This window comes from Massilia sp. BSC265 (assembly GCF_000740675.1).
Taxonomy (GTDB): Bacteria; Pseudomonadota; Gammaproteobacteria; order Burkholderiales; family Burkholderiaceae_D; genus Telluria.
The window spans coordinates 497,890-521,766 of the sequence record NZ_JPXI01000033.1 but is presented as its reverse complement, the minus strand read 5'-3'; the positions used below and the strand labels follow the sequence as shown (position 1 = coordinate 521,766).

Genomic DNA, 23,877 nt, shown 5'->3' with positions numbered 1-23,877 from the left:
GTATATTTTATCCGTAAAAGCCGGGCGGCGCAGCAAGTCCCGCCGTTTTCCAATGCTTACCAGCGGCGATGGAGCCCGAAACTGATGCCGCGTTCACGCGCCTGCCCGGCGCCGCTGCGGGCGACACTGGCGCCGATCCGGCCGCCCCAGTCGCGCGACAGGTAGTGGACCCAGGTGAGGCTGGCGCCGCCGGAGCGCGCGCGGCCGGCGCCGAGCGAGAGCGGATCGTCGCTGCGGCCGCGGCTGGCGGTCGCCTCGAGGTAGCTGTCGGCATTGCCCGCGTAGTACCAGCGCGCCAGCAGGCGGTCGCCCGAGCCGCGCGCGTCTTTCGACACGATGTTCTGGTGGCGCAGTTGCACGTAGAAGTTGCCGGTGTACCTGGCGAGGCTGACGCCATAGATATTCACGCGGGTGTCGAAGCCGAGCAGGTCGTCGCTGAGCGAGGCTTCCCAGCCATTGCCGAGCGACTGGTAGAGCTCGATGCGCCCGGAGTGCTCCGGGAACAGGCGCTTGCCCGGCGCCAGCTGGTAGCGCAAGTTGGCATAGGCGCCTTGCCACAGGCTGGCGTAGGCATCGACGGCCCAGGCGCGGTCGGTCTGGTCGAAACGGTGGGCGCGCAGCACCTCGAAGCCGATCGAGCCGCGCTTCATGTAGTGGCGCAGGCTCAGGGTCTGGTCGTTCCAGCGCGGCACCTCGCCGGCGTCCTGCACGCTGCCGGTCAGGCCTGCGGCCCAGGTGTAGCCTGCCGCGATCGCCGCTTCGGGGCTGCCGATGAAGGGCCGTGCCTGGGGCTGCGACGGTGGCTGCATGGCCCGCAGGGCGGCGGCGCGCGCCGTGAGCGTGGCGGCATCGTCCGGACGCAGCGCGGCGGCGCGGCCATAGGCCTCGGCCGCCTTCGCCGGCTGGCCCTGCCATTGGTGCAGGTTGCCGAGTGCGAACCAGACGTCGGCATATTCCGGCGAAGCCTTGGCGGCGGCCGTGAGATCGGCTTCGGCCTCGGCCCAGCGTTCCAGGCGGCTGAGCACGATGCCGCGGCCGAGCAGCACGTCCACGTCGCCCGGCGAGCGCGCCAGCAGGACGTTGTAGGCGGCCAGCGCCAGTTGGGGCTGGCCCGCGTTGGCGAGCCTGCGCGCCTCTTCGTACTGCTGTTCGAACGAGGCAGTGGCGGCAGGCTGGACCTGGGCGGTTTCGGCGGGAAGCTGCTGGTAATCGACGGGCATGGAAGCGAATGGAGAGACAGGAAAAGGCCGGAGCCGGCGGCAGGCAAGACTTTGCCCGAGAGGGGTTAGTGCGTCAAGGAAACATCACGTCTGCGCACCGTAGTGTCGCGCAAAATCGTCAAATTCTGGATGACCTGACCACATGGTTTGCGAACGGGACAGGAGAAAAAAACAACGCCCGATACATGGCCGGGCGTTTCGTCACTTTCAAGGCTGGCTCGGAGGCTTGGAAGCTTTCCACTCCTCGGCCTCGGCACGCGGCGGCACGTGCGCCAAGCAAAGGCCGGGTCCCGCCTTGCGCAGACCCGGCCTTTTGTTCGACCGTCGCGGCCTACCTGCCGCGTCCCGCCTCGCCCTCGAGCAGGCGCCGGCTGCGGACATAGCCGTCCGGATGGCTGGCCGCATACGACATCGCCTGGCGGAAGAACTTCGGCACCTTGTTCTTCTTTTCGTCGAGCTGGTCGAACAGGGCCGCCAGCGGCGCCGTCGGGATGCCGTGCGCGTGCAGGGCCTGCGCCGCATAGTCGTCGGCCGCCAGTTCCATCTCGCGCGAGTATTCCATGTTGCTCAGTACGGCAGGCAGGCCGGCGGCGACGGCGCTGAAGTCGCCGAACAGCGTGGCCGACAGCGCTGCCGTCAGCGAGGAGCGTGTGATCGTGCGCACGCTGTGGCGCATCTCGATATGGCCGACCTCGTGCGCCAGCACGCCGGCCAGCGCCGCCGCCGCGTGCGCGTCCAGCTCGTTGTTCTTGCCCATCACCATGCGCACCATGTCGTCGGTAAGGACGATGGTCCCGTCGGGGAAGGCCAGGGCGTTCGGACCCAGCTGCGGCGCGGCGTGGACCCGTAGCCGCAGCGGGATACGAGGCTTGAAATGCGGCGGCCCGGCCGGCTGCACCCGTTGCAGGAGGCTGGTCAGCGCCGCGATCCGGTCCTCGCTCAGGCGCGAGGGCTGCAGGATGCCCTGGCGCTGCAGCAGGGCAAGCGCGTTCCGGCCGAGGGACAGGTCGGCCGACGCCGGCACGGCGCGCGACAGGCGCTCGGCGGCGGCCGGGATGCCCCAGTGCCAGGCGGCGGCGATCAGGCCCACCAGCAGGACCACGGCGGCCAGTGCGGCCGCGGTGTGCTCCTGCCAGCGCACCACCCAGGACTTGCGGTAGTCGAGCGCGGCAGCCAGCAGCGGACGCATGGCAGGGTCCGCGACTTCGGCATGGGTGCCGTCGTCGAAGTACAGCACGGCGGGGGCGTGCTCGAACGGTTCCGCCAGGCGCGTGGCGGTAGCGCGGTAGCTGCGCGTCGTCTCGTCGCCGTGCAGGTGGATGGCGCCGTCGCCGGCGCTCAGTTCGACCACGTGCAAGCGTGCACTGCGGCCGTCGAAGTAGTGTGCTGCGCTCATGCGGGTATGAAGTCCTTGCAGGAATGCGTTACCAGGAGAGGTCGATGCCAAAGCCGTCCGCGGCGCTGTCGCCGGCGGCGCCGGCACGGGTCGCCACGTGGGCCGCGGCCGCCTCGATGTCGCCGTCCACCTCGACGTGCAGATGCGCCAGCCGGTAGCGATAGACGCTGACGACGGCGAAGGGGCGGTACAGGCCAAGCGTGAGCACGGTGAGCAGGGCGTTCCTGGTCTGCAGGCTCATGAAGTCGTAGGCCGGCAGCGTCGAGCGGAAGCGGATGCCGGGGAAGCTGGTATGCGACCAGGCCAGGTTCGACACCCGCACCAGCAAGTAGGGTCCCATCAGCAGGTAGGCCACGTAGCTTGCCACGGCGGTGGCTCCCAGGGCGACGAGCATGACTGCGACGCGGCCGCTGCCGGTGACGGCGCTGGTGATGCCGGCCGCGAACGCGGCGCCGACGACCGACACCAGGATCAGGCTCCCGGACACCAGGTAGAAGCGGTAGAAGCGGCGCGCCTTGACCTCATAGCGGGCATGCTGGTCGCCGAACAGCAGGTGGGCATGCTGGAAGCGGCGGATCCGCGCATGCATCAGCGGCCACAGCAGGTAGAGTGGCAGCGGCAGTGCGGCCAGCCAGGGTTGGCCCGGATTCAGGGCCAGCAGCACACCGGGCGCCAGGAAGGTGAAGGCGGGCGGCAACCAGGTGAGGTAGGCCTGCGCCACCGTGCCGTCGAAGCCCAGGCGCAGGCCGCGGTAGCTGGTGTTCCCCAGTCGGAAGCGCAGCGCGCCGCGCATCAGCAAGGGAAAGGCGAGCAGCAGGGCGGCGATGGTCACCAGCCCGAAGGTGGTCGAGAAGCCGAAGGCGTAGTGGTAAGCAAGCAGCAGCAGCACCGACAGGATCCGGCCCGCCAGCACGGCGCGTGGGTTGCCGTGGAAATCGAAGGTGGCGCCGGCCAGGGTCGTGTTGCGGTCGAAATACTGCAGCCGCCGCACCTTGGCCCAGGCCGAGTAGATGCCGAAGGTGGCCAGTGTCAGGAGCAGGTTGACGACCCAGATGCGGAAGTATTCGCGGCCGTCGCCCGTGAAGCCGAGCGCCAGGGTGCGCGGCGGCGGGACCACGGAAGGCGGCCCGGCGTGGTACGAGACCGGCGTACCGGCGGGGAGATCGGTCAATGTATGCATGGGGGCAGTATAGGGGGCACCCCTGCCAGTCGGTCAATTGATAGGGCATATTCTTGGGCGTCGTCGTGTGCCGGCCGTGGCGGGTGTTTTCGGCATGTCATGCAGATGTCGTATTTTTCCGCGGCAATGGCATCGGAACGGGACTTTTGCAGCGCAGTCGGCAGGGCGACCAGAAGTATTTGCGCGGTTTAAGGTATAATTTCTATTTCCCGCGCGTGCCATTCGGCACCTTCAGTACAAATGACCAAATTCGTATTCGTCACTGGCGGCGTCGTGTCTTCCCTGGGCAAGGGGATCGCGGCCGCTTCCCTCGCCGCGATCCTCGAATCGCGCGGCCTCAAAGTCACCCTGCTCAAGCTCGACCCCTACATCAACGTGGACCCGGGTACCATGAGCCCGACCCAGCACGGCGAAGTGTTCGTCACCGACGACGGCGCGGAGACCGACCTGGACCTGGGCCACTACGAGCGCTTCATCAGCACCCGCATGAAGAAGGTGAACAACTTCACCACGGGCCAGATCTACGAGTCGGTGATTCGCAAGGAGCGTCGCGGCGAGTACCTCGGCAAGACCGTGCAGGTGATCCCGCACATCACCAATGAAATCCAGGACTACATCCGCCGCGGCGCCGAAGGCGTGGACGTGGCGCTGGTGGAAATCGGCGGCACCGTCGGCGACATCGAGTCGCTGCCTTTCCTGGAAGCCGCGCGCCAGCTGTCGCTGCGCTCGGGCCGCAAGGGCGCCGCTTTTGTGCACCTGACCCTGGTGCCGTACATCGCTTCGGCCGGCGAGCTCAAGACCAAGCCGACCCAGCACTCGGTGCAGAAGCTGCGCGAGATCGGCATTTCGCCGAATGCGCTGCTGTGCCGCGCCGACCGCCGCATTCCGGACGACGAGCGCGCCAAGATCTCGCTGTTCGCCAACGTGGAAGAGCAGGCCGTGATCTCGGTGTGGGATGTGGACACCATCTACAAGGTGCCGCAGGTGCTGCACGACCAGGGCCTGGACGACATCATCCTCGAAGCCCTCGGCCTGGAAGCGCCGAAGGCCGACTTGTCGATGTGGACGAAGCTGATCCACACCCTGGAAAACCCGAAGCACGAAATCACCATCGGCATGGTGGGCAAGTACGTCGACCTGATCGAGTCGTACAAGTCGCTGACCGAGGCGCTGCGCCACGCCGGCATCCATACCGAGAGCCGCGTCAACATCGAATACCTCGACTCGGAAGAGATCGAAAATAAAGGGTGCGAGCATCTGGCCAAGTACGACGCGATTCTCGTGCCGGGCGGCTTCGGCAAGCGCGGCGTGGAAGGCAAGATTCAAGCCGCCCGCTACGCCCGTGAAAACAAGATTCCTTACCTCGGCATCTGCCTGGGCATGCAGGTCGCGCTGATCGAATACGCGCGCCACGTGGCCGGCCTGCCGAACGCCAACTCGACCGAGTTCGACCCGGAAACCGACCAGCCGGTGGTGGCCCTGATCACCGAATGGCAGAACCATGACGGCAAGGTCGAGCGCCGCGACACCAATTCGGACCTGGGCGGCACCATGCGCCTGGGCGCCCAGACCTGCGCCGTGAACCCGGGCACGCTGGCTGCCGAGATCTACGGCAACGTCGTGACCGAGCGCCATCGCCACCGCTACGAGGGCAACAACTTCTACCTGCCGAAGATCGAAGCGGCCGGCCTCGTGGTGTCGGCGCGTACCCCGAACGAAGACCTGCTGGAGATCATGGAACTGCCGCGCAGTGGAGATCAAGCGCACCCGTTCTACATCGGCGTGCAGTTCCACCCGGAGTTCAAGTCGACCCCGCGTAACGGCCATCCGCTGTTCACCGCGTTCATCCAGGCGGCCCTGAAGCACCAGGCTGCCAACACCAATGTGGCCGCGGCGAACACGGTCACCGAAGTACAGGCACTGCAAGGAGACGCAGCATGAAACTCGCCGGATTCGAGGTCGGCCTCGACCAACCGATCTTCCTGATCGCAGGTACCTGCGTGATCGAATCGCGCCAGATGGCGCTCGACACCGCGGGCACGCTGAAGGAAATCACAAGCAGCCTGGGCATCCCCTTCATCTACAAGTCGTCCTTCGACAAGGCCAACCGCTCGTCCGGTAAATCCTTCCGCGGTCCGGGCAGGGAAAAGGGCCTGGAGATCCTGGCCGACGTGCGCAAGGAACTCGGCGTGCCCGTGCTCACCGACGTGCACGACGAAGAGATGATTCCGGAAGTGGCCAGCGTCGTCGATGTGCTGCAGACCCCGGCCTTCCTGTGCCGCCAGACCGACTTCATCAACGCCTGCGCGCGTTCGGGCAAGCCGGTCAACATCAAGAAGGGCCAGTTCCTGGCACCTGGCGACATGAAGAACGTGATCGACAAGGCACGCGCCGCGGCGCGCGAGGCCGGCCTGCCGGAAGACAACTTCATGGCCTGCGAACGCGGCGCCTCCTTCGGCTACAACAACCTGGTCTCGGACATGCGGAGTCTGGCCATCATGCGCGAATCGAACTGCCCGGTGGTGTTCGACGCGACCCACTCGGTGCAGCTGCCGGGCGGCCAGGGCACTTCGTCCGGCGGCCAGCGCGAGCACGTGCCGGTGCTGTCGCGCGCAGCCGTGGCAGCCGGCATTGCCGGCCTGTTCATGGAAACCCACCCGGACCCGGCCAATGCGCTGTCGGACGGCCCGAACGCCGTGCCGCTCGGCCGCATGAAGGAACTGCTCACCACGCTGGTCGAGCTCGATCGCATCGTCAAGAAGACCGGCTTCCTGGAAGCCGACTTCAAGTAACAGGTCAAGACAGCTTCACAACGCGTGCGCCCGGCGGCTGGGCGCACGCGCGCATTTGCTAGAATGCTAAGCGCCTTGGCTACGACGCGCTGCCTGCTGCGTAGCCGCTACCGATTTTTACCTTCCGGAGACTAAAAGACATGAGTGCTATCGTTGATATCATCGGCCGCGAAATCATTGACTCGCGCGGCAACCCGACCGTGGAGTGCGACGTCCTGCTGGAATCGGGCGTGATGGGCCGCGCCGCCGTGCCCTCGGGCGCCTCGACCGGCTCGCGCGAAGCGATCGAGCTGCGCGACGGCGACCCCAAGCGTTATTTCGGCAAGGGCGTGCTGCAGGCCTGCGAGAATATCAACACCGAGATCTCCGAAGCGATCATGGGCCTGGACGCCAATGAGCAGGCTTTCCTGGACCGCACCCTGATCGATCTCGACGGCACCGAAAACAAGAGCCGCCTGGGCGCCAACGCCATGCTGGCCGTGTCGATGGCCGTGGCCAAGGCCGCCGCCGAGGAAGCCGGCCTGCCGCTGTACCGCTACTTCGGCGGTTCGGGCGCGATGCAGATGCCGGTGCCGATGATGAACGTCATCAACGGCGGCGCCCACGCCGACAACAACCTGGACATCCAGGAATTCATGATCATCCCGGTCGGCGCTCCATCCTTCAAGGAAGCGATGCGCTACGGCGCCGAGGTGTTCCACACCCTGAAGAAGATCCTGCACGCGAAAGGCCTGAATACCGCGGTCGGCGACGAAGGCGGTTTCGCCCCGTCGGTGGCCAACCATGAAGAAGCCATCAAGCTGATCATGCAGGCGATCGACCAGGCAGGCTACGTGGCCGGCCAGGACATCGCGATCGGCCTGGACTGCGCCGCGAGCGAGTTCTACAAGGACGGCAAGTACGTCCTCGAAGGCGAGGGTGGCCTGGCCCTGAGCGCAGCCGATTTCACCAACATGCTGGCCACCTGGTGCGACAAGTACCCGATCATCTCGATCGAGGACGCCATGGCCGAAGGCGACTGGGAAGGCTGGGCGACGCTCACCGCCGCGCTGGGCAAGAAGGTGCAGCTGGTGGGCGACGACCTGTTCGTCACCAACACCAAGATCCTGAAAGAAGGCATCCAGAAGGGCATCGCCAACTCGATCCTCATCAAGATCAACCAGATCGGCACCCTGACCGAGACCTTTGCCGCCATCGAGATGGCCAAGCGCGCCGGCTACACCGCCGTGATCTCGCACCGTTCGGGCGAGACCGAAGACTCGACCATCGCGGACATCGCGGTTGGCCTGAACGCCCTGCAGATCAAGACCGGCTCGATGTCGCGCTCGGACCGCATGGCCAAGTACAACCAGCTGCTGCGCATCGAGGAAGACCTGGGCGACGTCGCCACCTACCCGGGCCGCGACGCGTTCTATAATCTGAAGTAAGCCAAGTAAGCCAAGTAGGGCATACGGCCGGACTGCTCCTGCGGGCAGTCCGGCCTCGTTGTAACGACACCTGTATTCATGCGACTCATCACCATCGTCCTTGCCGTCCTGCTGCTGCTGATCCAGTACCCGCTGTGGCTGGGCAAGGGCGGCTGGCTGAACGTCGCCGACATGCGCGACCAGGTCGAACAGACCCGCTCCAGGACCGACCAGCTGGAGGCGCGCAACGCCAAGCTGGAATCGGAAGTGCGCGACCTGCGCGACGGCACCGGCGCGGTCGAGGAGCGTGCCCGCTACGAACTGGGCATGATCAAGCAGAACGAAATCTTCGTGCAGGTGCTGCGCAAGGATGAGCAGCCGGCAGTCTCGATGACCGTGCCGCCGCCCCCGCCGGCGCCGAAGGAAAAGCGCGGCCGCTGAAGCCTGGCCGGCCGCTTCTCCCGTTCCGGCAATCCCGCCGTCAGGCTTCGCCGCTGCCCGGCGGCGGCATGTAACCCGGCTGCAGCAGTCCTGCGATCGGCGCATCCCCTTCGAACAAGACGATTTCGCCCATGTTCTCCGGGCTCAGGGTGATGCGGTCGCCGTTTTCCACGTGGCTACCGACCAGTGCGATCGGACGATCGCCAAAGGTGGACGCATTGCCCGCGCCGGAAACGATGATGCTTTCGCTGCCGTCAGGATAGCGGACCCGGTCGCCCACGCAGGCGATGCGAAAGCCGTCCATGTGCGCGTCACTGTCGGCGACCACGACCTGACCGCCTCGTATGGTATGCGACCCGACCGTTGCGATGGGATACCGGGCCATCACTTTGCGAAGTACCGGGACGGAAACTTTCCCTTCTTGATCAAACGACGCGACTGCAGCTGCGGACATACGTTTCATTTACGCTCATTAAGATATGAACGATGAGAGTGGTCCTTGTGCGAAGCCAAACGTGCTCGACAAGACCATGCTTCTCGGTACGGCAGCGCTATTGGAATCTTTCGGTAGAGGAAGTGTTTGACTTTCCTCAAGTCAAGTCTTATGTAGGAATAGGACTACACCTATTTCCGGAAAGCAGTAGGTATTACCTTATCCGACACGCATACGGAGGCGCGAAGATGTTCACACCGGCGCGCACTCCGCCAGTGTATGATCGGCGGTTTGCATCATCGTATGGGCACGCCACCGTGCCAATACTTCTTCCTGTGAGCTGAAAATGAACCAAGAAAACACCCCGCCGAATCCTGCGGAGCTCGATTCACTCGACTCGATCGCCGATTGCCTGGCCGATGCTTTCGAGGATGGCGACGGCGCCGTCATTACCGTCGCCATGCAGGCCGTGGCGAGGGCGCCCGGCCTCGGCGCGCTGGCGGCGGCCGTCGGCATACCGCGCGAAGAACTGCAGGCCGCCCTGGTAGCGGAAGAATTCAACCTGGATCTTACCCTTGAGATCATGAAGGTGGTCGACCTGCACATGTCGGGTGGGCGCGGCTAAGCAGCCGCTTTTCTGTCCAGCTAGTCTCCCAACGAAAAACGCGCCTTGCGGCGCGTTTTTCTTTCCGTGCGTGTTCAGCTCCCTCAGTCCGACGACGCCTCGCCCTGCATCGAGCCGGCGCCTTGCTCCAGGAAGGAGCGCAGCATCCATGCATTCTTCTCGTGTACTTCCATGCGGGTGGTCAGCATGTCGGCGGTTGGGAAGTCGTCCAGCTCGTCGGCAACCTTGACGCCTTCACGCATGGTGCGCACCAGGATCTCGTTGCCTTCGACCAGCTGGCGGATCATTTCCTTGGCCGACAGTACTTCCGGCTCTTCCTTGATGCTCGAGAGTTGGACATAGCGCTGCGAGGTGGCCGGCGCGAAATGGCCGAGGGCGCGGATGCGCTCGGCGATTTCGTCCAGCGCGTTCCATTGCTCGGTGTACTGCTCCTCGAACATCACGTGCAGGGTCGAGAACATCGGCCCGGTGACGTTCCAGTGAAAATTGTGCGTCTTCAGGTAGAGCATGAAAGCGTCGCTCAAGACGGTCGACAGCGAATCGACGATCTTGGCGCGGTTTTCGGTGTTGATTCCGGTATCCATGTGCATCGTTTTTCTCCTGAGGTAAGTGCAGTGTTTGTAAGGAAATGACAACACTGTCATAGATACATCAGCTTAGCACCGCTGTAAAAAATGCGTGTTTCGAGTGTCACGGTTCATTAGCGGGGCGGTGGGAATGTGTGCACATTGATCATCCGGCTGTCTTTACAATGCTGGGCATCTCTCACGAATGAAGGATGTGCATGAAGCGACTTTCCATCATCGCCGCGCTGCTGGCGATGGCCGCGCCTGCATTTGCCCAGGACGGTACCCCGGCGGAAGCGCCAGCGGCCGCCGAAAAGGTCGAAGTCAGCAGCATCAGGGATCCGGAGCTGCTTCCCTACCGCCGCATGGTACGTGGCCTCGACGCATGGGAAGAGAAGCGTGCGCTGGCGCCCAAGGCAGACCTGCGCTTCGAACTGTGGACGAAGGATGGCAAACCGGCGCAAACCGACGGCCTGCAGCTGCGCATCGCCGGCGATGCGGTCAGTATCGCACTGCCGCTCGACGCGGACGGCACTTTCGTCCTGCCGCGCAGCCAGGAAGCCTTCGACGACAAGGCGGATCTGGTCTCGAACCGCAAGAAGGCCGAGATCCGCTGGCGCCCGCGCGTGCGCACGCCAGGCGTCCCGGAGAACGCGCGGCGCCTGGGCGACCTGCGCCTGGAGTGCGAAGTCAGCGTTGCCGTACGCAAGGAAGAAATACCGCTGCTGTACCGCGCCGGGGCCGCAGCGGCAGGCGGCCTGTGCAGGTTGCCGATGACCGGCTACATCTATCGTGCGCCGAAGCGTCTTGCTTCGGCCACCGTGGTGTCGGGCGAGCGCAAGGCCAGGCTGTCGCTGCTCGGCAACGGGGAAGGCTACCATGCGCCGCTGCGCGACAAGAGCTGGGGCGACGAGGCGCTGGTGGTGTACGAGTTCGCCGAGCCCCCGGTTCCGCCTGCGCCGTAAACGGCAGATGGGCGGCACAGCCGCCCATCTTCAGGAAACGAATCCGCCGGCTTGGTTGAGGCTTAGTTGATGCTCCCGCTCGCAGGCATCATCGTCTCCACCGGAGTGTCGCTCGCGAACAGTTGGGCGCAGTCCACCTTGTCGAAGGCATAGTGCTTGCCGCAGAAGTCGCAGTTGATGCCCAGCTCGCCCAGATCGGCCAGCGCCGACTCGACCTCTTCCTGGCCCAGCATCTTGAGCATGTTGCCGACTTTCTCGCGCGTGCAGCTGCAGTGGAACTGCGGGTGCTGCGGATCGAACACGCGGATGGTCTCTTCCCAGAACAGGCGCTTGAGCAGGGTCTCGATGCCGGTGGACAGGAGCTCCTCGCGCTTGAGCGTCTGGCCCAGCATCACGGCGCGGTTCCAGGTCTCCAGGTCTTCGGCTTCGGAAGCCTGCTTCTGCTGGTCGTCCTTGCCGCTGTGGCGCGGGAGCTTCTGCAGCAGCAGGCCGCGCGAGACCTGGTCGTCGGCCGCCAGCCACAGGCGCGTGTCCATCTGCTCGGAACGCAGCATGTAGTTCTCGATGACGGTCGCCATGTCCTCGCCGATCAGCGGCACCACGCCCTGGTAGGGCTGCTGGCCGGGCACCTTGTCGACCGGGTCGAGGGTGATCACGAAGCGGCCCTTGCCGTGCGCATTGAACATCTGGGTCAGCGTGGCGTCGTCGGCCAGCTCGGCATCCGGCGCCAGTTTTGCCGTGGCGCGGATGCGCAGCTGGGCGTCGCACTCGACCACCAGCAGGCGCACCGGGCCATCGCCGAAGATCTGCATCACGATGGCACCGTTGAATTTCAGGTTGGCCGACAGCAGGGCGCTGGCCGCCACCATCTCGCCGAGGGCGGCGCGCACCGCCTTCGGGTAGGCGTGCCTGGCCTGGATCTCGCGCCAGGTGTCGGAAATCTCGATCAGCTCGCCACGCACGGCAGCGTTATCGAAGATGAATTTCTGGAGGGTGTCGCCGGTTTGAGTCATATCTTCAGTAGTCATTCTTTATCCGATCAGCTTGAGCTCCGCCTTGAATAGCTGGCCGCGCGCCACGTAGCTCGCGGCGCTGGCCTCCAGGCGCAGCATGTCTTCTTCCGTCAGGGTGCGCACGACCTTGGCAGGTGAACCGAGGATCAGCGAGCCGTCCGGGAACTCCTTGCCTTCGGTGACCAGCGCGCCGGCGCCAACCAGGCAGCCCTTGCCGATCCGGGCGCCGTTCAGGATGACGGCCTGGATGCCGATCAGCGACCCATCGCCGACCGTGCAGCCGTGCAGCATGGCCTGGTGGCCGACGGTCACGTTCTTGCCCAGCGTGAGCGGGAAGCCCATGTCGGTGTGCATCACCGTGCCTTCCTGCACGTTGCTGTTTTCGCCGACGGTAATGCGCTCGTTGTCGCCGCGCAGCGTCGCGCCATACCACACCGAAGCATTCGCCTCCAGCGTGACCTTGCCGATCAGGGTTGCCGAATCGGCCACAAAGCTTGAGGCGTGGATCTCGGGCGCATGCTCGCCCAGCTGGTAAATCGCCATGGATGTGCTCGCGGAAGATTGAAATGCCGCTATTGTAAACCCTGCGTCCGCCATCGTCCGGTCGATGGCAAGTGGGGCCGGGCAAGACGAAATCAAGACTGAAGCGGTATAATGCGAACGGTCGTACTTTTTCGCCACTCTTTGCCCACAGCCCATGCAAGCATCCCGTTCCGAATTCCTGACCGTGCGCGGCCTGCGCACCCATGTGCGCCACTGGGGCCGCGAAGGCGCCCCCAAGATCTTCATGCAGCACGGCTGGATGGACGTCTCGGCCTCGTTCCAGTTCGTGGTCGACGCCCTGGAGGGCGATTGGCACGTGATCGCGTTCGACTGGCGCGGCTTTGGGCTGAGCGAGCGCTCGCATTCGGACACCTACTGGTTTCCGGACTACCTGGCCGACCTGGAAGCGGTGCTCGACCATTATGCGCGGGGCGATACGGTGAACCTGCTGGGCCACAGCATGGGCGGCAACATCGCCAGCCTGTACGCGGGCGTGCGGCCGCAGCGCATTGCCAAACTCGTCAACCTGGAAGGCTTCGGCCTGCCGGCCACCCGCCCGTCGCAGGCGCCCGGGCGCTTCGCCAAATGGCTCGACGAACTGCGCGCCAAGCCCGAGATGCGCGGTTATGCCAGCCTGGATGAAGTGGCGGCGCGGCTACAGAAGACCAATCCCCGTTTGCCGGCCGGGCGGGCAGCCTTCCTGGCAGGGCACTGGTCGGCGCAGGATCCGGATGGCCAGTGGCGCATCCTGGGCGATCCGGCGCACAAGATGACCGGGCCGCTGCTGTACCACGCCGACGAGGTGCTGGCCTGCTGGACGCAGATCACCGCGCCGGTGCTGTGGGTCGAGGCGGAAGAGACCGAGATGTGGCGCTGGATGGGGCCGAAGGAACAGGCCAGGGCGGAGATCGACCGGCGGCGCGAGCACCTGGCCGATGTGACGGCACGCATGATGCCGGAAGCGGGGCATATGCTGCATCATGATCAGCCGGAACTGCTGGCAAGGATGATCGAGGCGTTCTTGACCGGGGCCGAAGTGCCGGGCTGATGCCTTGCCTGCCCCTGGCGTTGTAGGCAGCCCTCAGCCAGTATCTCAATAAATTGCCGTGTGGAAATGCGTGTGCTACAGTCGCACCCGACCCGGCGCCCTGTGCGCCATCGAATCAGACTGACAGGATTACCATGCGATTTCGAGCCGGCCTCGCGCTTTGCGGCGCCCTCCTGACGGCAGGCTGCGCCGTTCCCTACAGCCCGGCCCCGGTGGCCACCAACTTCCCCAGCACCCAACAGGCCAAGCTGCAGGCGGCTGCGCACTGGGGTGTCATCGCACGCCACATGGCCGGCCAGCTTGCGCCTTCGCTGAAGGTGAACGCGAAGCGTCCGCTGTACGTCGGCTCGCAGCAGTCGAGCGCCTTTGCCCAGGGTGTCAGCGCTCACCTGGTCACGGCCCTCGTCAACGAAGGCTATATCGTGGTCAAGGTGCCGGACGCGAACACCCTGCGCATCGAACTCGACACCCAGGTGGTGGCTTTCTCGGCCAAGCGTCCGCAGTACAAGTTCACCGGCGAGCGCAGCCTGCTGGTGGCGGGCGCCTGGGTGCTGACCGAAATCGACCACACCGTCGAGTGGCTGGCCACTGCCGCCATCTTCGCCCAGGACGCCTATTCCTGGTTCCGTTCCCAGTTCGCCACCGGCGACACGCCGAAGACCGAGATCATCGTCAACCTGTCGCTGGCCGACGACGCGCGGTACTACGCGCGCACCACCTCGGTGTACTACACCACCGACAGCGATCGCGCCCTGTACGACGCGGCGGCGCAACCCACGAGGACCTACGCGGTTCGTAATCACTAAGCAGGAGGCCCCGGATGCGACCACTGACCTTTCGCGCCGCCGTGCTGGCGCTGCCCTTGATGCTCGGCGCCTGCGCCACGAATCCGGAAGCAAGTACCGACTACACCGCGGTGTCGGCCAACGCCTTCGTTGCCGCAAATTACCGCGCCGCCGACGCGCTGGCCCTGCAATTGCGCGGCAAGCTGGCGGACGACAAGCCGCTGATCATGGCCACCATCGTCAACATCGACGCGCTCGAGCAGACCTCGATGCTGGGCCGCCTGGTGTCGGAGCAGCTCTCGACCCGCCTTGCCCAGGGCGGCATGAAGATGCTGGAGATGAAGCTGCGCAACAGCGTCTACCTCAAGCGCGGACAGGGCGAGCTGATGCTCACCCGCGAGATCGGCGAAGTGGCCAGCACCCACAATGCCCAGGCCGTGGTGGTCGGCTCGTATGCCGAGACCCGCGATGCCGTCTTCATCAACGTCAAGGTGATCCAGCCGACCACCAACCTGGTGCTTGCCGGCCACGACTACGTGCTGGCGAAAGAGGGGACGGTGCGTTCCATGCTGCAATCCAACTGATCCCGTAGCCGCACGGCGGAGCGATTGGCGCGTACAATGTTTCGCTCTATTGCTATCGACGTCGCCGCGCCATGAAAGCCGATCTCCACTGCCATTCCAACGTCTCCGACGGCGTGCTCGCGCCAAGCGCCGTCGCCGCCTATGCCCGTAGAAGCGGTGTCGACGTCTGGGCGCTGACGGACCACGACGAGGTCGGCGGGATCAAGGCCGCGCGCAAGGCGGCCGGCGAGCTCGGGATGCGCTTCGTGGCCGGCGTCGAGATCTCGGTGACCTGGGCCAATGAAACCGTGCACATCGTCGGCCTGCAGATCGACGAGGACAACCAGGGTCTGGTCGACGGCCTGGCCGCCACCCGCAACGGCCGCCAGGCACGCGCGCAGGAAATCGCGGCCCAGCTTGCCAATGCCGGCATTCCCGGCGCCTACGAGGGCGCGCTGCGCTACGTCGGCAACCCGGACCTGATCTCGCGCACCCACTTCGCCCGCTACCTGGTCGAGATCGGCGCCTGCGGCTCGACCTCCGAAGTGTTCCGCAAATACCTCACCGAGGGCAAGCCGGGCTACGTGCCGCACCGCTGGGCCACGCTGGCCGACGCCGTCGGCTGGATCCGCGGCGCCGGCGGCATTCCCGTGATCGCGCACCCGGGTCGCTACCCGTTCAGCGACACGGCCGAAGGGGCGCTGTTCGACGAGTTCCGCCAGCTCGGCGGCAACGCCATCGAAGTGGTCACCGGCAGCCATACGCCGGACCAGTACCTGAGCTATGCCGAGGTGGCGCGGCGCTACGGTTTCCTGGCCTCGCGCGGCACCGACTTCCATGCGCCGGGAGAAGCCCGGGTGGAGTTTGCCGAGCTGCCGCCATTGCCGGCAGGGCTGACGCCGGTCTGGCATGACTGGTTCTGATGCTGTGTATAGCCGGCAAGTTCTGCACGCGACAGTAAAATAAAGTCGAAATCATTAGGTGAGACCGGCAAAGTCCTGTATCTTCAATCGGGCACAACATCAAGTCGTCGTTCTCGTTGGTCTCTTTCCCGTCTTGCCGTCCGGCAGTCCTGTTTGATTCCCTACAGTCGCTCTCTTCTTGCTTACCTGTGCATTCCGGCATTTTTGCCCTCATCACATTCAAGGTATTTACATGACTACTCAAACCGGCACCGTCAAATGGTTCAACGATTCCAAGGGCTTCGGCTTCATTACCCCTGACGCAGGCGGTGGCGACCTGTTCGCGCACTTCAAGGACATCCAGTCGGATGGCTTTAAAAGCCTGGCGGAGAACCAGCGCGTCTCCTTCGAACGCGCCAGCAGCCCGAAAGGCGACAAGGCGAGCAACATCCGCGGCATTTAAGCCGCCGGGGCGGCGCTCACGAGCCCGCCTTACTGCAATACCGAGGCCCGCACATGCGGGCTTTTTTTCGCTTGAAATTCCGGCTCGGCAGCCCAATCTTGGCAGCCTGACATCATCTTGCTGCCAGGAGGGCTTTCCATGAAACGCGTCGTTCTGTTCCTCGCCACCAACCTTGCGGTCGTGCTGGTGGTATCGCTCGTACTCAACCTGCTCGGGGTGGGGCGCGCCGTCACGGGACAGGGCATCGACATCGGCGCCCTGGCCGTGTTCTCGCTGGTGGTGGGCTTCACCGGTTCCTTCATCTCGCTCCTGATGAGCAAGCCGATGGCCAAGTGGTCGACCGGTGCGCGCGTCATCGAGACCCCTGCCAGCGCCACCGAACGCTGGCTGGTCGACACCGTGCGCAGGCTGTCCGAGCGCGCCGGCATCGGCATGCCGGAAGTGGCCGTCTACGAGGGCGAGCCGAATGCGTTCGCCACCGGCGCCTTCAAGAATTCCGCACTGGTGGCCGTGTCCACCGGCCTGCTGGCCAACATGAACCAGGACGAGGTCGAGGCCGTGCTCGGCCACGAGGTCGCGCACATCGCCAACGGCGACATGGTCACGCTTACCCTGATCCAGGGCGTGGTCAATACCTTCGTCGTGTTCCTGGCGCGCGTGGTCGGCTTTTTCGTGGATAAGTTACTGTTCCGCAGCGAAGACCGCGGCCCCGGTATCGGCTACATGATCACCGTGTTCGTGTGCGAGATCGCGTTCGGCATCCTGGCCTCGATCATCGTGGCCTGGTTCTCGCGCAAGCGCGAATTCCGCGCCGATGCCGGTTCCGCCAAGCTGCTGGGCACCCCGGTGCCGATGCAGCACGCGCTGGCCCGCCTCGGCGGCCTGGCGCCGGGGGCGCTGCCGTCGTCGATGGCCGCTTCCGGCATCTCGGGCAGCGGCGGCGGCTGGGGCGCGGTGTTCTCGACGCACCCGCCGATGGAACAGCGCATCGCCGCGCTGCAGGCGCTGCGCTAAGCTGCTGTCAAACGAAAACAAGACCAATGGCCCAATACTTCCAGATCCATCCCGAGAACCCGCAGCCCCGGCTGCTCAAGCAGGCTGCCCAGATCATCAGCTCGGGCGGGATCGTGGCTGCGCCGACCGATTCGGCCTATGCGCTGGTGTGTCGCCTCGACGACAAGGGCGCGGTCGAGAAGCTGCGTCGCATCCGCGGCGTCGACGACAAGCACCACCTGACGCTGCTGGTGCGCGACCTGTCCGAGATCGCGCACTTCGCGCGCGTCGACAACACGCAGTACCGGATGCTCAAGGCCACCACGCCGGGTCCGTACACGGTCATCCTCGAGGCCACGCGCGAAGTGCCGCGCCGCCTGTCGCACCCTTCGCGCAAGACCATCGGCGTGCGCGTCCCGGAAAACCACATCCTGCTGGCGCTGATCGAGGAGCTGGGCGAGCCCCTGATCGGCACCACGCTGCAGCTGCCGGGCGACGACCACATGCTGTCCGATCCGGACGAAGTGCTGGAGCGCCTGGGCAAGCAGATCGAGCTGGTGATCGACGGCGGCGCCGGCACGCTCGAGCCGACCACGGTCATCGACCTCACCGGGCCGGCGCCGGAACTGGTGCGCGAGGGCAGGGGGGATCCGGCTGCGTTCGGGCTGTAGGGTGTCCGGCGATGCCGAACGCGCGTTCAGCCAGCCCGGGAATAATCGATTCGTGTCTACTCAGCGTGTAGTCGGACGCGCTCGGCAAGCCGACCACCCTACGCCGCAGCATCCCGTCAAGCGATGCCTTCAGCAAGGTCTAACTGCCGGGTCCTGCGGACCTGATAGAATCGCGCACATGGATCCAGAACTCATACGCAATATCGCCGTCTACGCGCTCCCCGTTCTTTTTGCGATTACCCTGCACGAAGCCGCCCACGCCTATGTCGCCCGCTACTTCGGCGACAACACCGCCTATGCCGCCGGGCGCATGACGCTCAACCCGCTGGTCCATGTCGACATCCTCGGTACCATCGTCATCCCGATCGTGCTGTACCTGACCAGCGGCTTCGTATTCGGCTACGCCAAGCCTGTCCCCGTGGATTTCAGCCGCCTGCGCAACCCCAAGCGCGACATGGCCTGGGTGGCGCTGGCCGGCCCGGGCGCCAACTTCATCATGGCCTTCCTGTGGCTGGTGCTGGCGGTGCTGCTGGTGGCCTTCGGCGTGGAGGAGGAATTCCCGCACAAGGTGGCGCAGGCCGGCCTGTTCGCCAACCTCCTGATGTTCGCCTTTAACCTGCTGCCGATTCCGCCCCTCGACGGCGGCCGCGTGGTCACGAGCATGCTGCCGACCCGCCTGGCCTACAAGTTCTCGCGCATCGAGCCCTACGGTTTCTTCATCGTGCTGGCGCTGATCTTCCTGAACGTGCTGGCCTTCTGGGTGATGCCGGTGATGACGCTCGGCCGCATCCTGCTGCAGCTGATCGCCTCGCCCCTGACCCTGCTGCTCACATGAACATGATGAACCTGCCGGTCTCGCCCTGGGTCGCACGATTCGCTTCGCTGGCAAAGCCCGGCGAAGCGCTCGACCTGGCTTGCGGCAGCGGCCGCCACACGCGCCTGCTGGCGGCGCGCGGCATGCAGGTGCTGGCGCTCGACCGCAACCCGGAACTCCTGGGGCCGCTTGCTGGTCGCAATGTCGCCACGCTGCAGCACGACCTCGAAGCCGAGGGCGCCGTCTGGCCCTTCGAGCCGGGGCGCTTCGCGCTGGTCGTCGTCACCAATTACCTGTACCGCCCGTTGTTTGCGCAGCTGGCCGCCAGCCTGCGTCCGGACGGCATCCTGATCTACGAAACCTTTGCGCAGGGAAACCAGATCTACGGCAAGCCGTCGAATCCGGACTTCCTGCTGGCGCCCGAGGAACTGCTGGGCTTGGCACGCCAGGGTGGCTTGCAGGTGCTGGCCTACGAGGACGGCCACGTCGACCGTCCCCACCCGGCGCAGGTGCAGCGCCTGTGCGCGGCTGGCCCCGCCTTTGCCAAAACCGAGGCGCGGCTCGACCATAATGTGGCCACGAATGAACCATAGACGCGGGCTATCCGCTACAATCAGACTTTTATTTACTTTCCGGCACGGCCAACGCATATGATTAAGGGCAGCATCGTAGCAATCGTCACCCCGATGTTCGAGGACGGCAGTCTTGACCGCGACTCTCTGCGCAAGCTGATCGACTGGCACATCGCGGAAGGCACCGACGGCATCGTCATCGTCGGCACCACGGGCGAATCGGCCACCGTCTCCCCCGAGGAACACGCCGAACTGATCAAGATCGCGGTGGAGCACACCGCCGGCCGCATCCCGGTGATCGCCGGGGCGGGCGGCAACTCGACCACCGAAGCCATTTCGCTCACCCGGCACGCCAAAGACGTCGGCGCCGACGCCACGCTGCAGGTTGTCCCGTATTACAACCGCCCGACCCAGGAAGGCATGGTCCGCCACTTCAAGGCCATCGCCGAAGCGGTCGACCTGCCGGTGATCCTGTATAACGTCCCGGGCCGCACCGTTGCCGACATGAGCAACGAGACCGTCGCGCACCTGGCGCAGGTCGACAACATCGTCGGCATCAAGGACGCCACCGGCAACATCGGCCGCGGCATCGAGCTGCTGCGCATGGTCGACAAGTCCTTCGGCGTGTACTCGGGCGACGACCCGACCGCTATGGCCCTGATGTTCTGCGGCGCTGCCGGCAACATCTCGGTGACCGCCAACGTGGCGCCGCGCGCCATGCACGAGCTGTGCGTTGCCGCGATGGCGGGCGACGTGGCACGCGCGGTCGAGATCAACAACCGCGTGCTCGACCTGCATGCCAAGCTGTTCGTCGAGCCGAATCCGGTGCCGGTCAAGTGGGCACTGGCCGAAATGGGCAAGATCCCGTCCGGCCTGCGCCTGCCGCTGGCGCCGCTGGGCGCGTCCTTCCATGCTACCGTCCGCGGCGCACTGGCCCAGGCGGGCCTTCTCTCTGCCTGAACCCGCGAGGGTTCCGGTTCCTGGTAACTGATATCGAACGACATGACAAATCGCACTATTACGACCCTCGCGACTCCTGGCGCCGCGCGCGTGCTGACGCTGACCGCGATCGCGCTGAGCCTCGCCGGCTGCACCACCATCTTCGAATCGGACAAGGTTGACTACCGCGGCGCCAAGAAAGCCGCCGCCCTGGAAGTCCCGCCTGACCTGACCGCGCTGCAGCGCGACAACCGTTACGCCGTCCCGGACGGGAAGGGTGTCGCGACCGCCTCCGGCTTCCAGCAGCAGATGGGCGCACAGGGTGCGATGGCACCGGTGGCCGGTTCGATGCAGCCGATCGGCCCGGTCTCGACCGATGCCGTGAGCGTGCAGCGCAACGGCGACCAGCGCTGGCTGGTGGTCAAGCAGACCCCGGAACAGCTGTGGCCGCAGCTGCGCCAGTTCTGGGAAAACCAGGGCTTCGCCATCGAGACCGAGTCGGCCACGACCGGCACCATGGAAACCAACTGGGTCGAGAACCGTTCGAAGATTCCACAGGACTTCATCCGCCGGTCGATCGGCAAAGTGTTCGACAGCGCCTACTCGACCGGCGAGCGTGACAAGTTCCGCACCCGCCTGGAGCGCCTGCCGGACGGCTCGACCGAAATCTGGATCAGCCACCGCGGCGCCGAGGAAGTGCTGCAGGGTGCCCAGAAGGAAACCACGATCTGGACCGTGCGTCCGAACGACCCGGGCCTGGAGGCGCAGTTCCTGGGCCGCCTGGTGGCCCAACTGACCGGCGTGAAGGAAACCAAGCAGGCCGAGACCATGGTCGCCAGCGCACCGGTGGCGCCGCAGCAGGCCACGCTGGCCGGCAATGCGATCCAGCTGAACGAAGGTTACGACCGCGCATGGCGCCGCGTCGGCCTGGCGCTCGACCGCGTCGGATTCACCGTGGAAGACCGCGACCGCGTGCAGGGCATGTACTTCGTGCGCTACGTCGATCCGGATGCTGTGAACAAGGAAGGCTTCCTGAAAAAACTGTTTACCTTCGGCAGTGCCGAAGACAAGGCCAAGGAAGCCCAGCGTTACCGCGTGATCGTCAAGGCGGAGCAGGGCGCGTCGACCAGCCAGGTGACCGTGCAGACCAATGACGGCAAGTCGGAGACCGGCGAGACCGGCGCGAAGATCCTGAAGCTGCTGACGGATGAGCTGAAGTAATCCTGCGTTTCGATGCTCGATGAAAAACCGGCCTTGATGGCCGGTTTTTTTACGCCTGTTTGCCTGTACGGGAGCACCATCGGGCAACCCGTATGCAGCGCGCCAGCGCGCAGGCGAAAAAAAACCGGCCCGCAGGCCGGTTCCGAATCAGATCGTGCTGATTACTTGGTGGTCGCAGCAGCGTCAGCAGCCGGGGTGGTCGCAGCAGCGTCAGCAGCCGGGGTAGCGGTTGCAGCAGCAGCGTCAGCAGCCGGAGCAGCGGTGGTTGCGTCGGTAGCGGCCGGGGTGGCAGCAGCGTCGGTGGTAGCAGCAGCCGGTGCTTCAGCAGCGGTCGGAGCGGCCGGAGCAGCTTCTTCTTTCTTGCTGCAAGCAGCCAGAGCAACAGCCATCAGGGAAACGATCAGCAGGGATTTTTTCATGATTTTCCTTAATATTTCAAAAGTAAATACTGCTTGTTTGAATAATAATTACCGGTAATTATTGCTCAGAGGAATTCTCGTGCTTTCAGTAAAAGCAATGCTGCCAGATCGGCAACGGATCCTTCCTGACCTGATATTATAGCCAAATTTACTGAATCGCAATAGCGGAGTCATGCCTATGCGAAAGTAATTTGCGGCTTAATAAGCTTTATATTGTTTCAAGATGAAACGGCAAGGCCGTCAACTTGGTGACAATACCCTTATAACGTTCACAAGCCTGTTGTGGTTGACTGAAAGACAGGAAAAGATTCTTCCCAAATCGCATCGAAGCGGTGGCGCGGCAGGTCGACGGCGTCCGGCACGGCGAAGCTGGCCCCGCCCCGCATGTGCGCACTGTGAAAGCGGCGCACCACATGCACGTCGTCGGCAATGCAGAAGGAATCGGTGAGAGTGCGCAGGCCCTTGGGTGTGTTGCGGCAGCTGAGCAGGTGGCTGTAGTCGCGCAGCAGGCGTACGAAGCGCGGGTAGTGGCGCTCGATATGGGCAGGCGAGTGCATTGCCAGGCGCAGCACCCCGCCACGCTTGAGGAATTCCCGCAGGCTCGCCTCGACCTCGCTGGCTCCCAGCGGGAACACGGCGAAGTCGGGGTCGAACAGGTCGATGCGGGCGCGGGCAGCGGCCAGGCAGGCGCGGAACTGGATGTCGAATTCCGCCCGGGTATCGAAACGCACCGTCTGTGCTTCCTGCATGGCCGTCCTCCCTTACCCCAGCTCGACCCAGCCGTCCTGGTACCAGGTGTACAGGGCTTCGAGCACGTCGTCGGTGGCGCTGGCCAGCAGCTCGCCCTGGAGGCGCCGCTCGTTGGCCAGCACGTCCAGCACTGCCTTGTCGGCGCGGCCGACGGCGAAGGATTCGCCATTGATGAAGACGTTCTTGCCGCGGTAGAGCATCAGGGTCTTGCTCGACAGCTTCAGGCCCCGTTTCGCCGCGGTCTCCATGAAGCGGCCGACCGTCAGCGGCTTGGCCGGGCCGGTGAAGAACACGTTGTGTTTCGGTTCGGACAGGTATTCGCCCAGGAAGATGGTCACGTCTTCCTCGTCCCAGCGCACCTTGTTGAGCTCTTCGGTAATGGTCGAGAGCATCTCGCGCGGGATCTCGGCCGGGTTCTTCGGCTGCTGCAGGTCCGGATCGTCATAGCGGCCCGGCAGGTCGATCGAGTCGGCCATGAACTGCAGGAAGGCTTCGCCCAATTCCTGGAACGAAGGCGAACGGAAGCCGATCGAGTAGGTCATGCATTCGCCCTCGGCGACGCCGTCGTGGGCGTAGTGCGGCGGCAGGTAGAGCATGTCGCCCGGCTCGAGCACGAATTCCTCGTCGGCCTCGAAGTTGGCGAGGATCTTCAGCGGCAGGCCTTCGACCAGGTCCAGGTTCTGCTGCGCGCTGATGCGCCAGCGGCGCTTGCCCTGCGCCTGCAGCAGGAACACGTCGTAGGAGTCGAAGTGCGGACCGACGCCGCCCCCGTCGCTGGCGTAGCTGACCATCAGGTCGTCGAGGCGCGCGTCCGGCACGAAGCGGAACTGGCGCAGCAGTTCGTCGGCGCGCTCGTCATGGAGGTTGACGCCCTGGACCAGCATGGTCCATTCGCGTTCGGTGCGGGCCGGCAGTTCGGCGAGCGGGCCGTGCTGCATGTCCCACTGGCCGTCGCGCAGGGTCACGAGGCGCGATTCGACGTAGTTCTGGCGGGCGAGCTCGGCGAGTTTCGAGAAGGTGAGCAGGGGCTTGAAGCCGGGGATGGCCTGGCGGATCAGCAGCGGTTTCTTGTGCCAGTAATCGCGCAGGAACTGGGCGGGAGTAATATTCCCGAGAAGCTGTAATTTTTTCATGCGCCATTATAACCAGCCAATGAG

Annotated in this window: 27 protein-coding genes; 17 read left to right on the top strand and 10 right to left on the bottom strand. The window is 64.9% G+C overall.

All coding sequences use genetic code 11. The features are described from left to right. Nucleotides 1-56: 56 nt before the first annotated feature. The 3 genes from MA09_RS14520 to MA09_RS14510 all read right to left on the bottom strand — a co-directional run bounded on the left by MA09_RS14520 (nt 57) and on the right by MA09_RS14510 (nt 3,796). Nucleotides 57-1,220, bottom strand: a complete 1,164-nt coding sequence (locus MA09_RS14520) for a YaiO family outer membrane beta-barrel protein (RefSeq protein WP_036249660.1) — start codon at nt 1,218-1,220, stop codon at nt 57-59. A 331-nt stretch (nt 1,221-1,551) separates the two neighbouring features. Continuing rightward, on the bottom strand, nt 1,552-2,616 hold the full coding sequence (locus MA09_RS14515; protein ID WP_051933446.1) for a M48 family metallopeptidase: 1,065 nt from the start codon (nt 2,614-2,616) through the stop codon (nt 1,552-1,554). 28 nt (nt 2,617-2,644) lie between these two features. Beyond that, nucleotides 2,645-3,796, bottom strand: coding sequence for a YjgN family protein (locus tag MA09_RS14510; protein ID WP_036249655.1), 1,152 nt, complete (start codon nt 3,794-3,796; stop codon nt 2,645-2,647). 240 nt (nt 3,797-4,036) lie between these two features. Here MA09_RS14510 and MA09_RS14505 point away from each other — a divergent pair, with 240 nt between their 5' ends. From MA09_RS14505 to ftsB, 4 genes are all read left to right on the top strand, one after another. After that, nucleotides 4,037-5,737 carry a CTP synthase gene (locus tag MA09_RS14505; protein ID WP_036249652.1) on the top strand — a complete coding sequence of 567 codons (1,701 nt, stop codon included), beginning with the start codon at nt 4,037-4,039 and terminating at the stop codon, nt 5,735-5,737. Further along, complete coding sequence (gene kdsA / locus MA09_RS14500) at nt 5,734-6,588, top strand: 3-deoxy-8-phosphooctulonate synthase (RefSeq protein ID WP_036249649.1); 855 nt, start codon at nt 5,734-5,736, stop codon at nt 6,586-6,588. Before MA09_RS14505 ends, kdsA begins: the two co-directional genes overlap by 4 nt. A 140-nt stretch (nt 6,589-6,728) precedes the next feature. Beyond that, nucleotides 6,729-8,015, top strand: a complete 1,287-nt coding sequence (gene eno, locus MA09_RS14495; protein ID WP_036249647.1) for a phosphopyruvate hydratase — start codon at nt 6,729-6,731, stop codon at nt 8,013-8,015. Nucleotides 8,016-8,093: 78 nt separating this feature from the next. Beyond that, on the top strand, nt 8,094-8,435 hold the full coding sequence (gene ftsB / locus MA09_RS14490) for a cell division protein FtsB (RefSeq protein WP_036249645.1): 342 nt from the start codon (nt 8,094-8,096) through the stop codon (nt 8,433-8,435). Nucleotides 8,436-8,475: 40 nt separating this feature from the next. On the opposite strand, the gene MA09_RS24180 is transcribed toward ftsB, so the two are convergent. Continuing rightward, the gene (locus MA09_RS24180) at nt 8,476-8,898 is read right to left on the bottom strand and encodes a PAAR domain-containing protein (RefSeq protein ID WP_152594661.1); all 423 of its coding nucleotides are present in this window, start codon (nt 8,896-8,898) and stop codon (nt 8,476-8,478) included. Nucleotides 8,899-9,214: 316 nt separating this feature from the next. Here MA09_RS24180 and MA09_RS14480 point away from each other — a divergent pair, with 316 nt between their 5' ends. Beyond that, nucleotides 9,215-9,493: a hypothetical protein gene (locus tag MA09_RS14480; RefSeq protein ID WP_036249643.1), complete on the top strand. Its 279-nt coding sequence runs from the start codon at nt 9,215-9,217 to the stop codon at nt 9,491-9,493. A gap of 83 nt (nt 9,494-9,576) precedes the next feature. Here MA09_RS14480 and MA09_RS14475 read toward each other — a convergent pair whose 3' ends face one another. Then, on the bottom strand, nt 9,577-10,083 hold the full coding sequence (locus MA09_RS14475; RefSeq protein WP_036249640.1) for a Dps family protein: 507 nt from the start codon (nt 10,081-10,083) through the stop codon (nt 9,577-9,579). Nucleotides 10,084-10,277: 194 nt separating this feature from the next. Here MA09_RS14475 and MA09_RS14470 point away from each other — a divergent pair, with 194 nt between their 5' ends. Beyond that, the gene (locus tag MA09_RS14470; protein WP_051933444.1) at nt 10,278-11,024 is read left to right on the top strand and encodes a hypothetical protein; all 747 of its coding nucleotides are present in this window, start codon (nt 10,278-10,280) and stop codon (nt 11,022-11,024) included. 62 nt (nt 11,025-11,086) lie between these two features. On the opposite strand, the gene hslO is transcribed toward MA09_RS14470, so the two are convergent. Further along, nucleotides 11,087-12,052, bottom strand: a complete 966-nt coding sequence (hslO, locus tag MA09_RS14465) for an Hsp33 family molecular chaperone HslO (protein WP_152594660.1) — start codon at nt 12,050-12,052, stop codon at nt 11,087-11,089. A 3-nt stretch (nt 12,053-12,055) separates the two neighbouring features. After that, nucleotides 12,056-12,580 carry a gamma carbonic anhydrase family protein gene (locus MA09_RS14460; protein ID WP_036249631.1) on the bottom strand — a complete coding sequence of 175 codons (525 nt, stop codon included), beginning with the start codon at nt 12,578-12,580 and terminating at the stop codon, nt 12,056-12,058. A 154-nt stretch (nt 12,581-12,734) separates the two neighbouring features. Here MA09_RS14460 and MA09_RS14455 point away from each other — a divergent pair, with 154 nt between their 5' ends. From MA09_RS14455 to bamC, 11 genes are all read left to right on the top strand, one after another. Further along, complete coding sequence (locus MA09_RS14455; RefSeq protein ID WP_036249629.1) at nt 12,735-13,628, top strand: alpha/beta fold hydrolase; 894 nt, start codon at nt 12,735-12,737, stop codon at nt 13,626-13,628. A gap of 134 nt (nt 13,629-13,762) precedes the next feature. After that, nucleotides 13,763-14,434, top strand: coding sequence for a hypothetical protein (locus tag MA09_RS14450; RefSeq protein WP_036249626.1), 672 nt, complete (start codon nt 13,763-13,765; stop codon nt 14,432-14,434). 14 nt (nt 14,435-14,448) lie between these two features. Continuing rightward, complete coding sequence (locus MA09_RS14445) at nt 14,449-14,997, top strand: FlgO family outer membrane protein (RefSeq protein ID WP_036249624.1); 549 nt, start codon at nt 14,449-14,451, stop codon at nt 14,995-14,997. 71 nt (nt 14,998-15,068) lie between these two features. Continuing rightward, a complete protein-coding gene (locus MA09_RS14440) occupies nt 15,069-15,899 on the top strand; it encodes a 3',5'-nucleoside bisphosphate phosphatase (protein WP_036249622.1) in 831 nt (276 codons plus the stop codon). 232 nt (nt 15,900-16,131) lie between these two features. After that, the gene (locus MA09_RS14435) at nt 16,132-16,341 is read left to right on the top strand and encodes a cold-shock protein (RefSeq protein WP_036249619.1); all 210 of its coding nucleotides are present in this window, start codon (nt 16,132-16,134) and stop codon (nt 16,339-16,341) included. Between the two features lie 138 nt (nt 16,342-16,479). Beyond that, nucleotides 16,480-17,355 (top strand): protease HtpX, encoded by an 876-nt coding sequence (htpX, locus tag MA09_RS14430; protein ID WP_036249616.1) that lies wholly within the window; start codon nt 16,480-16,482, stop codon nt 17,353-17,355. 26 nt (nt 17,356-17,381) lie between these two features. Then, nucleotides 17,382-18,005, top strand: a complete 624-nt coding sequence (locus MA09_RS14425) for an L-threonylcarbamoyladenylate synthase (protein ID WP_036249613.1) — start codon at nt 17,382-17,384, stop codon at nt 18,003-18,005. Between the two features lie 178 nt (nt 18,006-18,183). Continuing rightward, nucleotides 18,184-18,840: a site-2 protease family protein gene (locus MA09_RS24640; protein WP_036249611.1), complete on the top strand. Its 657-nt coding sequence runs from the start codon at nt 18,184-18,186 to the stop codon at nt 18,838-18,840. Next, nucleotides 18,837-19,412 carry a class I SAM-dependent methyltransferase gene (locus tag MA09_RS14415; RefSeq protein WP_373887848.1) on the top strand — a complete coding sequence of 192 codons (576 nt, stop codon included), beginning with the start codon at nt 18,837-18,839 and terminating at the stop codon, nt 19,410-19,412. Before MA09_RS24640 ends, MA09_RS14415 begins: the two co-directional genes overlap by 4 nt. A 57-nt stretch (nt 19,413-19,469) precedes the next feature. Then, the gene (gene dapA / locus MA09_RS14410) at nt 19,470-20,351 is read left to right on the top strand and encodes a 4-hydroxy-tetrahydrodipicolinate synthase (protein ID WP_036249609.1); all 882 of its coding nucleotides are present in this window, start codon (nt 19,470-19,472) and stop codon (nt 20,349-20,351) included. Between the two features lie 42 nt (nt 20,352-20,393). Further along, the gene (bamC, locus tag MA09_RS14405; protein ID WP_051933443.1) at nt 20,394-21,551 is read left to right on the top strand and encodes an outer membrane protein assembly factor BamC; all 1,158 of its coding nucleotides are present in this window, start codon (nt 20,394-20,396) and stop codon (nt 21,549-21,551) included. Between the two features lie 161 nt (nt 21,552-21,712). Here bamC and MA09_RS24165 read toward each other — a convergent pair whose 3' ends face one another. The 3 genes from MA09_RS24165 to MA09_RS14395 form a co-directional block, all read right to left on the bottom strand. Then, nucleotides 21,713-21,970: a hypothetical protein gene (locus MA09_RS24165; RefSeq protein WP_081897597.1), complete on the bottom strand. Its 258-nt coding sequence runs from the start codon at nt 21,968-21,970 to the stop codon at nt 21,713-21,715. Nucleotides 21,971-22,239: 269 nt separating this feature from the next. Beyond that, entirely contained in the window at nt 22,240-22,719 is a 480-nt protein-coding gene (locus MA09_RS14400; RefSeq protein ID WP_036249606.1) for a hypothetical protein, read from the bottom strand. A 12-nt stretch (nt 22,720-22,731) separates the two neighbouring features. After that, nucleotides 22,732-23,853 (bottom strand): cupin domain-containing protein, encoded by a 1,122-nt coding sequence (locus MA09_RS14395; protein ID WP_036249603.1) that lies wholly within the window; start codon nt 23,851-23,853, stop codon nt 22,732-22,734. Nucleotides 23,854-23,877 lie beyond the last annotated feature (24 nt).

What these genes read in the sequence shown, in the direction of transcription:
- dapA (WP_036249609.1), top strand. Translation starts at nt 19,470, where the DNA reads ATGATTAAGGGCAGCATCGTAGCAATCGTCACCCCGATGTTCGAGGAC.
- MA09_RS14445 (WP_036249624.1), top strand. Translation starts at nt 14,449, where the DNA reads ATGCGACCACTGACCTTTCGCGCCGCCGTGCTGGCGCTGCCCTTGATG.
- MA09_RS24180 (WP_152594661.1), bottom strand. Translation starts at nt 8,898, where the DNA reads ATGAAACGTATGTCCGCAGCTGCAGTCGCGTCGTTTGATCAAGAAGGG.
- MA09_RS24165 (WP_081897597.1), bottom strand. Translation starts at nt 21,970, where the DNA reads ATGAAAAAATCCCTGCTGATCGTTTCCCTGATGGCTGTTGCTCTGGCT.
- MA09_RS24640 (WP_036249611.1), top strand. Translation starts at nt 18,184, where the DNA reads ATGGATCCAGAACTCATACGCAATATCGCCGTCTACGCGCTCCCCGTT.
- MA09_RS14460 (WP_036249631.1), bottom strand. Translation starts at nt 12,580, where the DNA reads ATGGCGATTTACCAGCTGGGCGAGCATGCGCCCGAGATCCACGCCTCA.
- MA09_RS14425 (WP_036249613.1), top strand. Translation starts at nt 17,382, where the DNA reads ATGGCCCAATACTTCCAGATCCATCCCGAGAACCCGCAGCCCCGGCTG.
- MA09_RS14480 (WP_036249643.1), top strand. Translation starts at nt 9,215, where the DNA reads ATGAACCAAGAAAACACCCCGCCGAATCCTGCGGAGCTCGATTCACTC.
- MA09_RS14520 (WP_036249660.1), bottom strand. Translation starts at nt 1,220, where the DNA reads ATGCCCGTCGATTACCAGCAGCTTCCCGCCGAAACCGCCCAGGTCCAG.
- MA09_RS14400 (WP_036249606.1), bottom strand. Translation starts at nt 22,719, where the DNA reads ATGCAGGAAGCACAGACGGTGCGTTTCGATACCCGGGCGGAATTCGAC.
- MA09_RS14455 (WP_036249629.1), top strand. Translation starts at nt 12,735, where the DNA reads ATGCAAGCATCCCGTTCCGAATTCCTGACCGTGCGCGGCCTGCGCACC.
- hslO (WP_152594660.1), bottom strand. Translation starts at nt 12,052, where the DNA reads ATGACTACTGAAGATATGACTCAAACCGGCGACACCCTCCAGAAATTC.
- MA09_RS14435 (WP_036249619.1), top strand. Translation starts at nt 16,132, where the DNA reads ATGACTACTCAAACCGGCACCGTCAAATGGTTCAACGATTCCAAGGGC.
- htpX (WP_036249616.1), top strand. Translation starts at nt 16,480, where the DNA reads ATGAAACGCGTCGTTCTGTTCCTCGCCACCAACCTTGCGGTCGTGCTG.
- MA09_RS14440 (WP_036249622.1), top strand. Translation starts at nt 15,069, where the DNA reads ATGAAAGCCGATCTCCACTGCCATTCCAACGTCTCCGACGGCGTGCTC.
- MA09_RS14515 (WP_051933446.1), bottom strand. Translation starts at nt 2,616, where the DNA reads ATGAGCGCAGCACACTACTTCGACGGCCGCAGTGCACGCTTGCACGTG.
- MA09_RS14415 (WP_373887848.1), top strand. Translation starts at nt 18,837, where the DNA reads ATGAACATGATGAACCTGCCGGTCTCGCCCTGGGTCGCACGATTCGCT.
- eno (WP_036249647.1), top strand. Translation starts at nt 6,729, where the DNA reads ATGAGTGCTATCGTTGATATCATCGGCCGCGAAATCATTGACTCGCGC.
- ftsB (WP_036249645.1), top strand. Translation starts at nt 8,094, where the DNA reads ATGCGACTCATCACCATCGTCCTTGCCGTCCTGCTGCTGCTGATCCAG.
- MA09_RS14450 (WP_036249626.1), top strand. Translation starts at nt 13,763, where the DNA reads ATGCGATTTCGAGCCGGCCTCGCGCTTTGCGGCGCCCTCCTGACGGCA.
- MA09_RS14395 (WP_036249603.1), bottom strand. Translation starts at nt 23,853, where the DNA reads ATGAAAAAATTACAGCTTCTCGGGAATATTACTCCCGCCCAGTTCCTG.
- MA09_RS14510 (WP_036249655.1), bottom strand. Translation starts at nt 3,796, where the DNA reads ATGCATACATTGACCGATCTCCCCGCCGGTACGCCGGTCTCGTACCAC.
- kdsA (WP_036249649.1), top strand. Translation starts at nt 5,734, where the DNA reads ATGAAACTCGCCGGATTCGAGGTCGGCCTCGACCAACCGATCTTCCTG.
- bamC (WP_051933443.1), top strand. Translation starts at nt 20,394, where the DNA reads ATGACAAATCGCACTATTACGACCCTCGCGACTCCTGGCGCCGCGCGC.
- MA09_RS14475 (WP_036249640.1), bottom strand. Translation starts at nt 10,083, where the DNA reads ATGCACATGGATACCGGAATCAACACCGAAAACCGCGCCAAGATCGTC.
- MA09_RS14505 (WP_036249652.1), top strand. Translation starts at nt 4,037, where the DNA reads ATGACCAAATTCGTATTCGTCACTGGCGGCGTCGTGTCTTCCCTGGGC.
- MA09_RS14470 (WP_051933444.1), top strand. Translation starts at nt 10,278, where the DNA reads ATGAAGCGACTTTCCATCATCGCCGCGCTGCTGGCGATGGCCGCGCCT.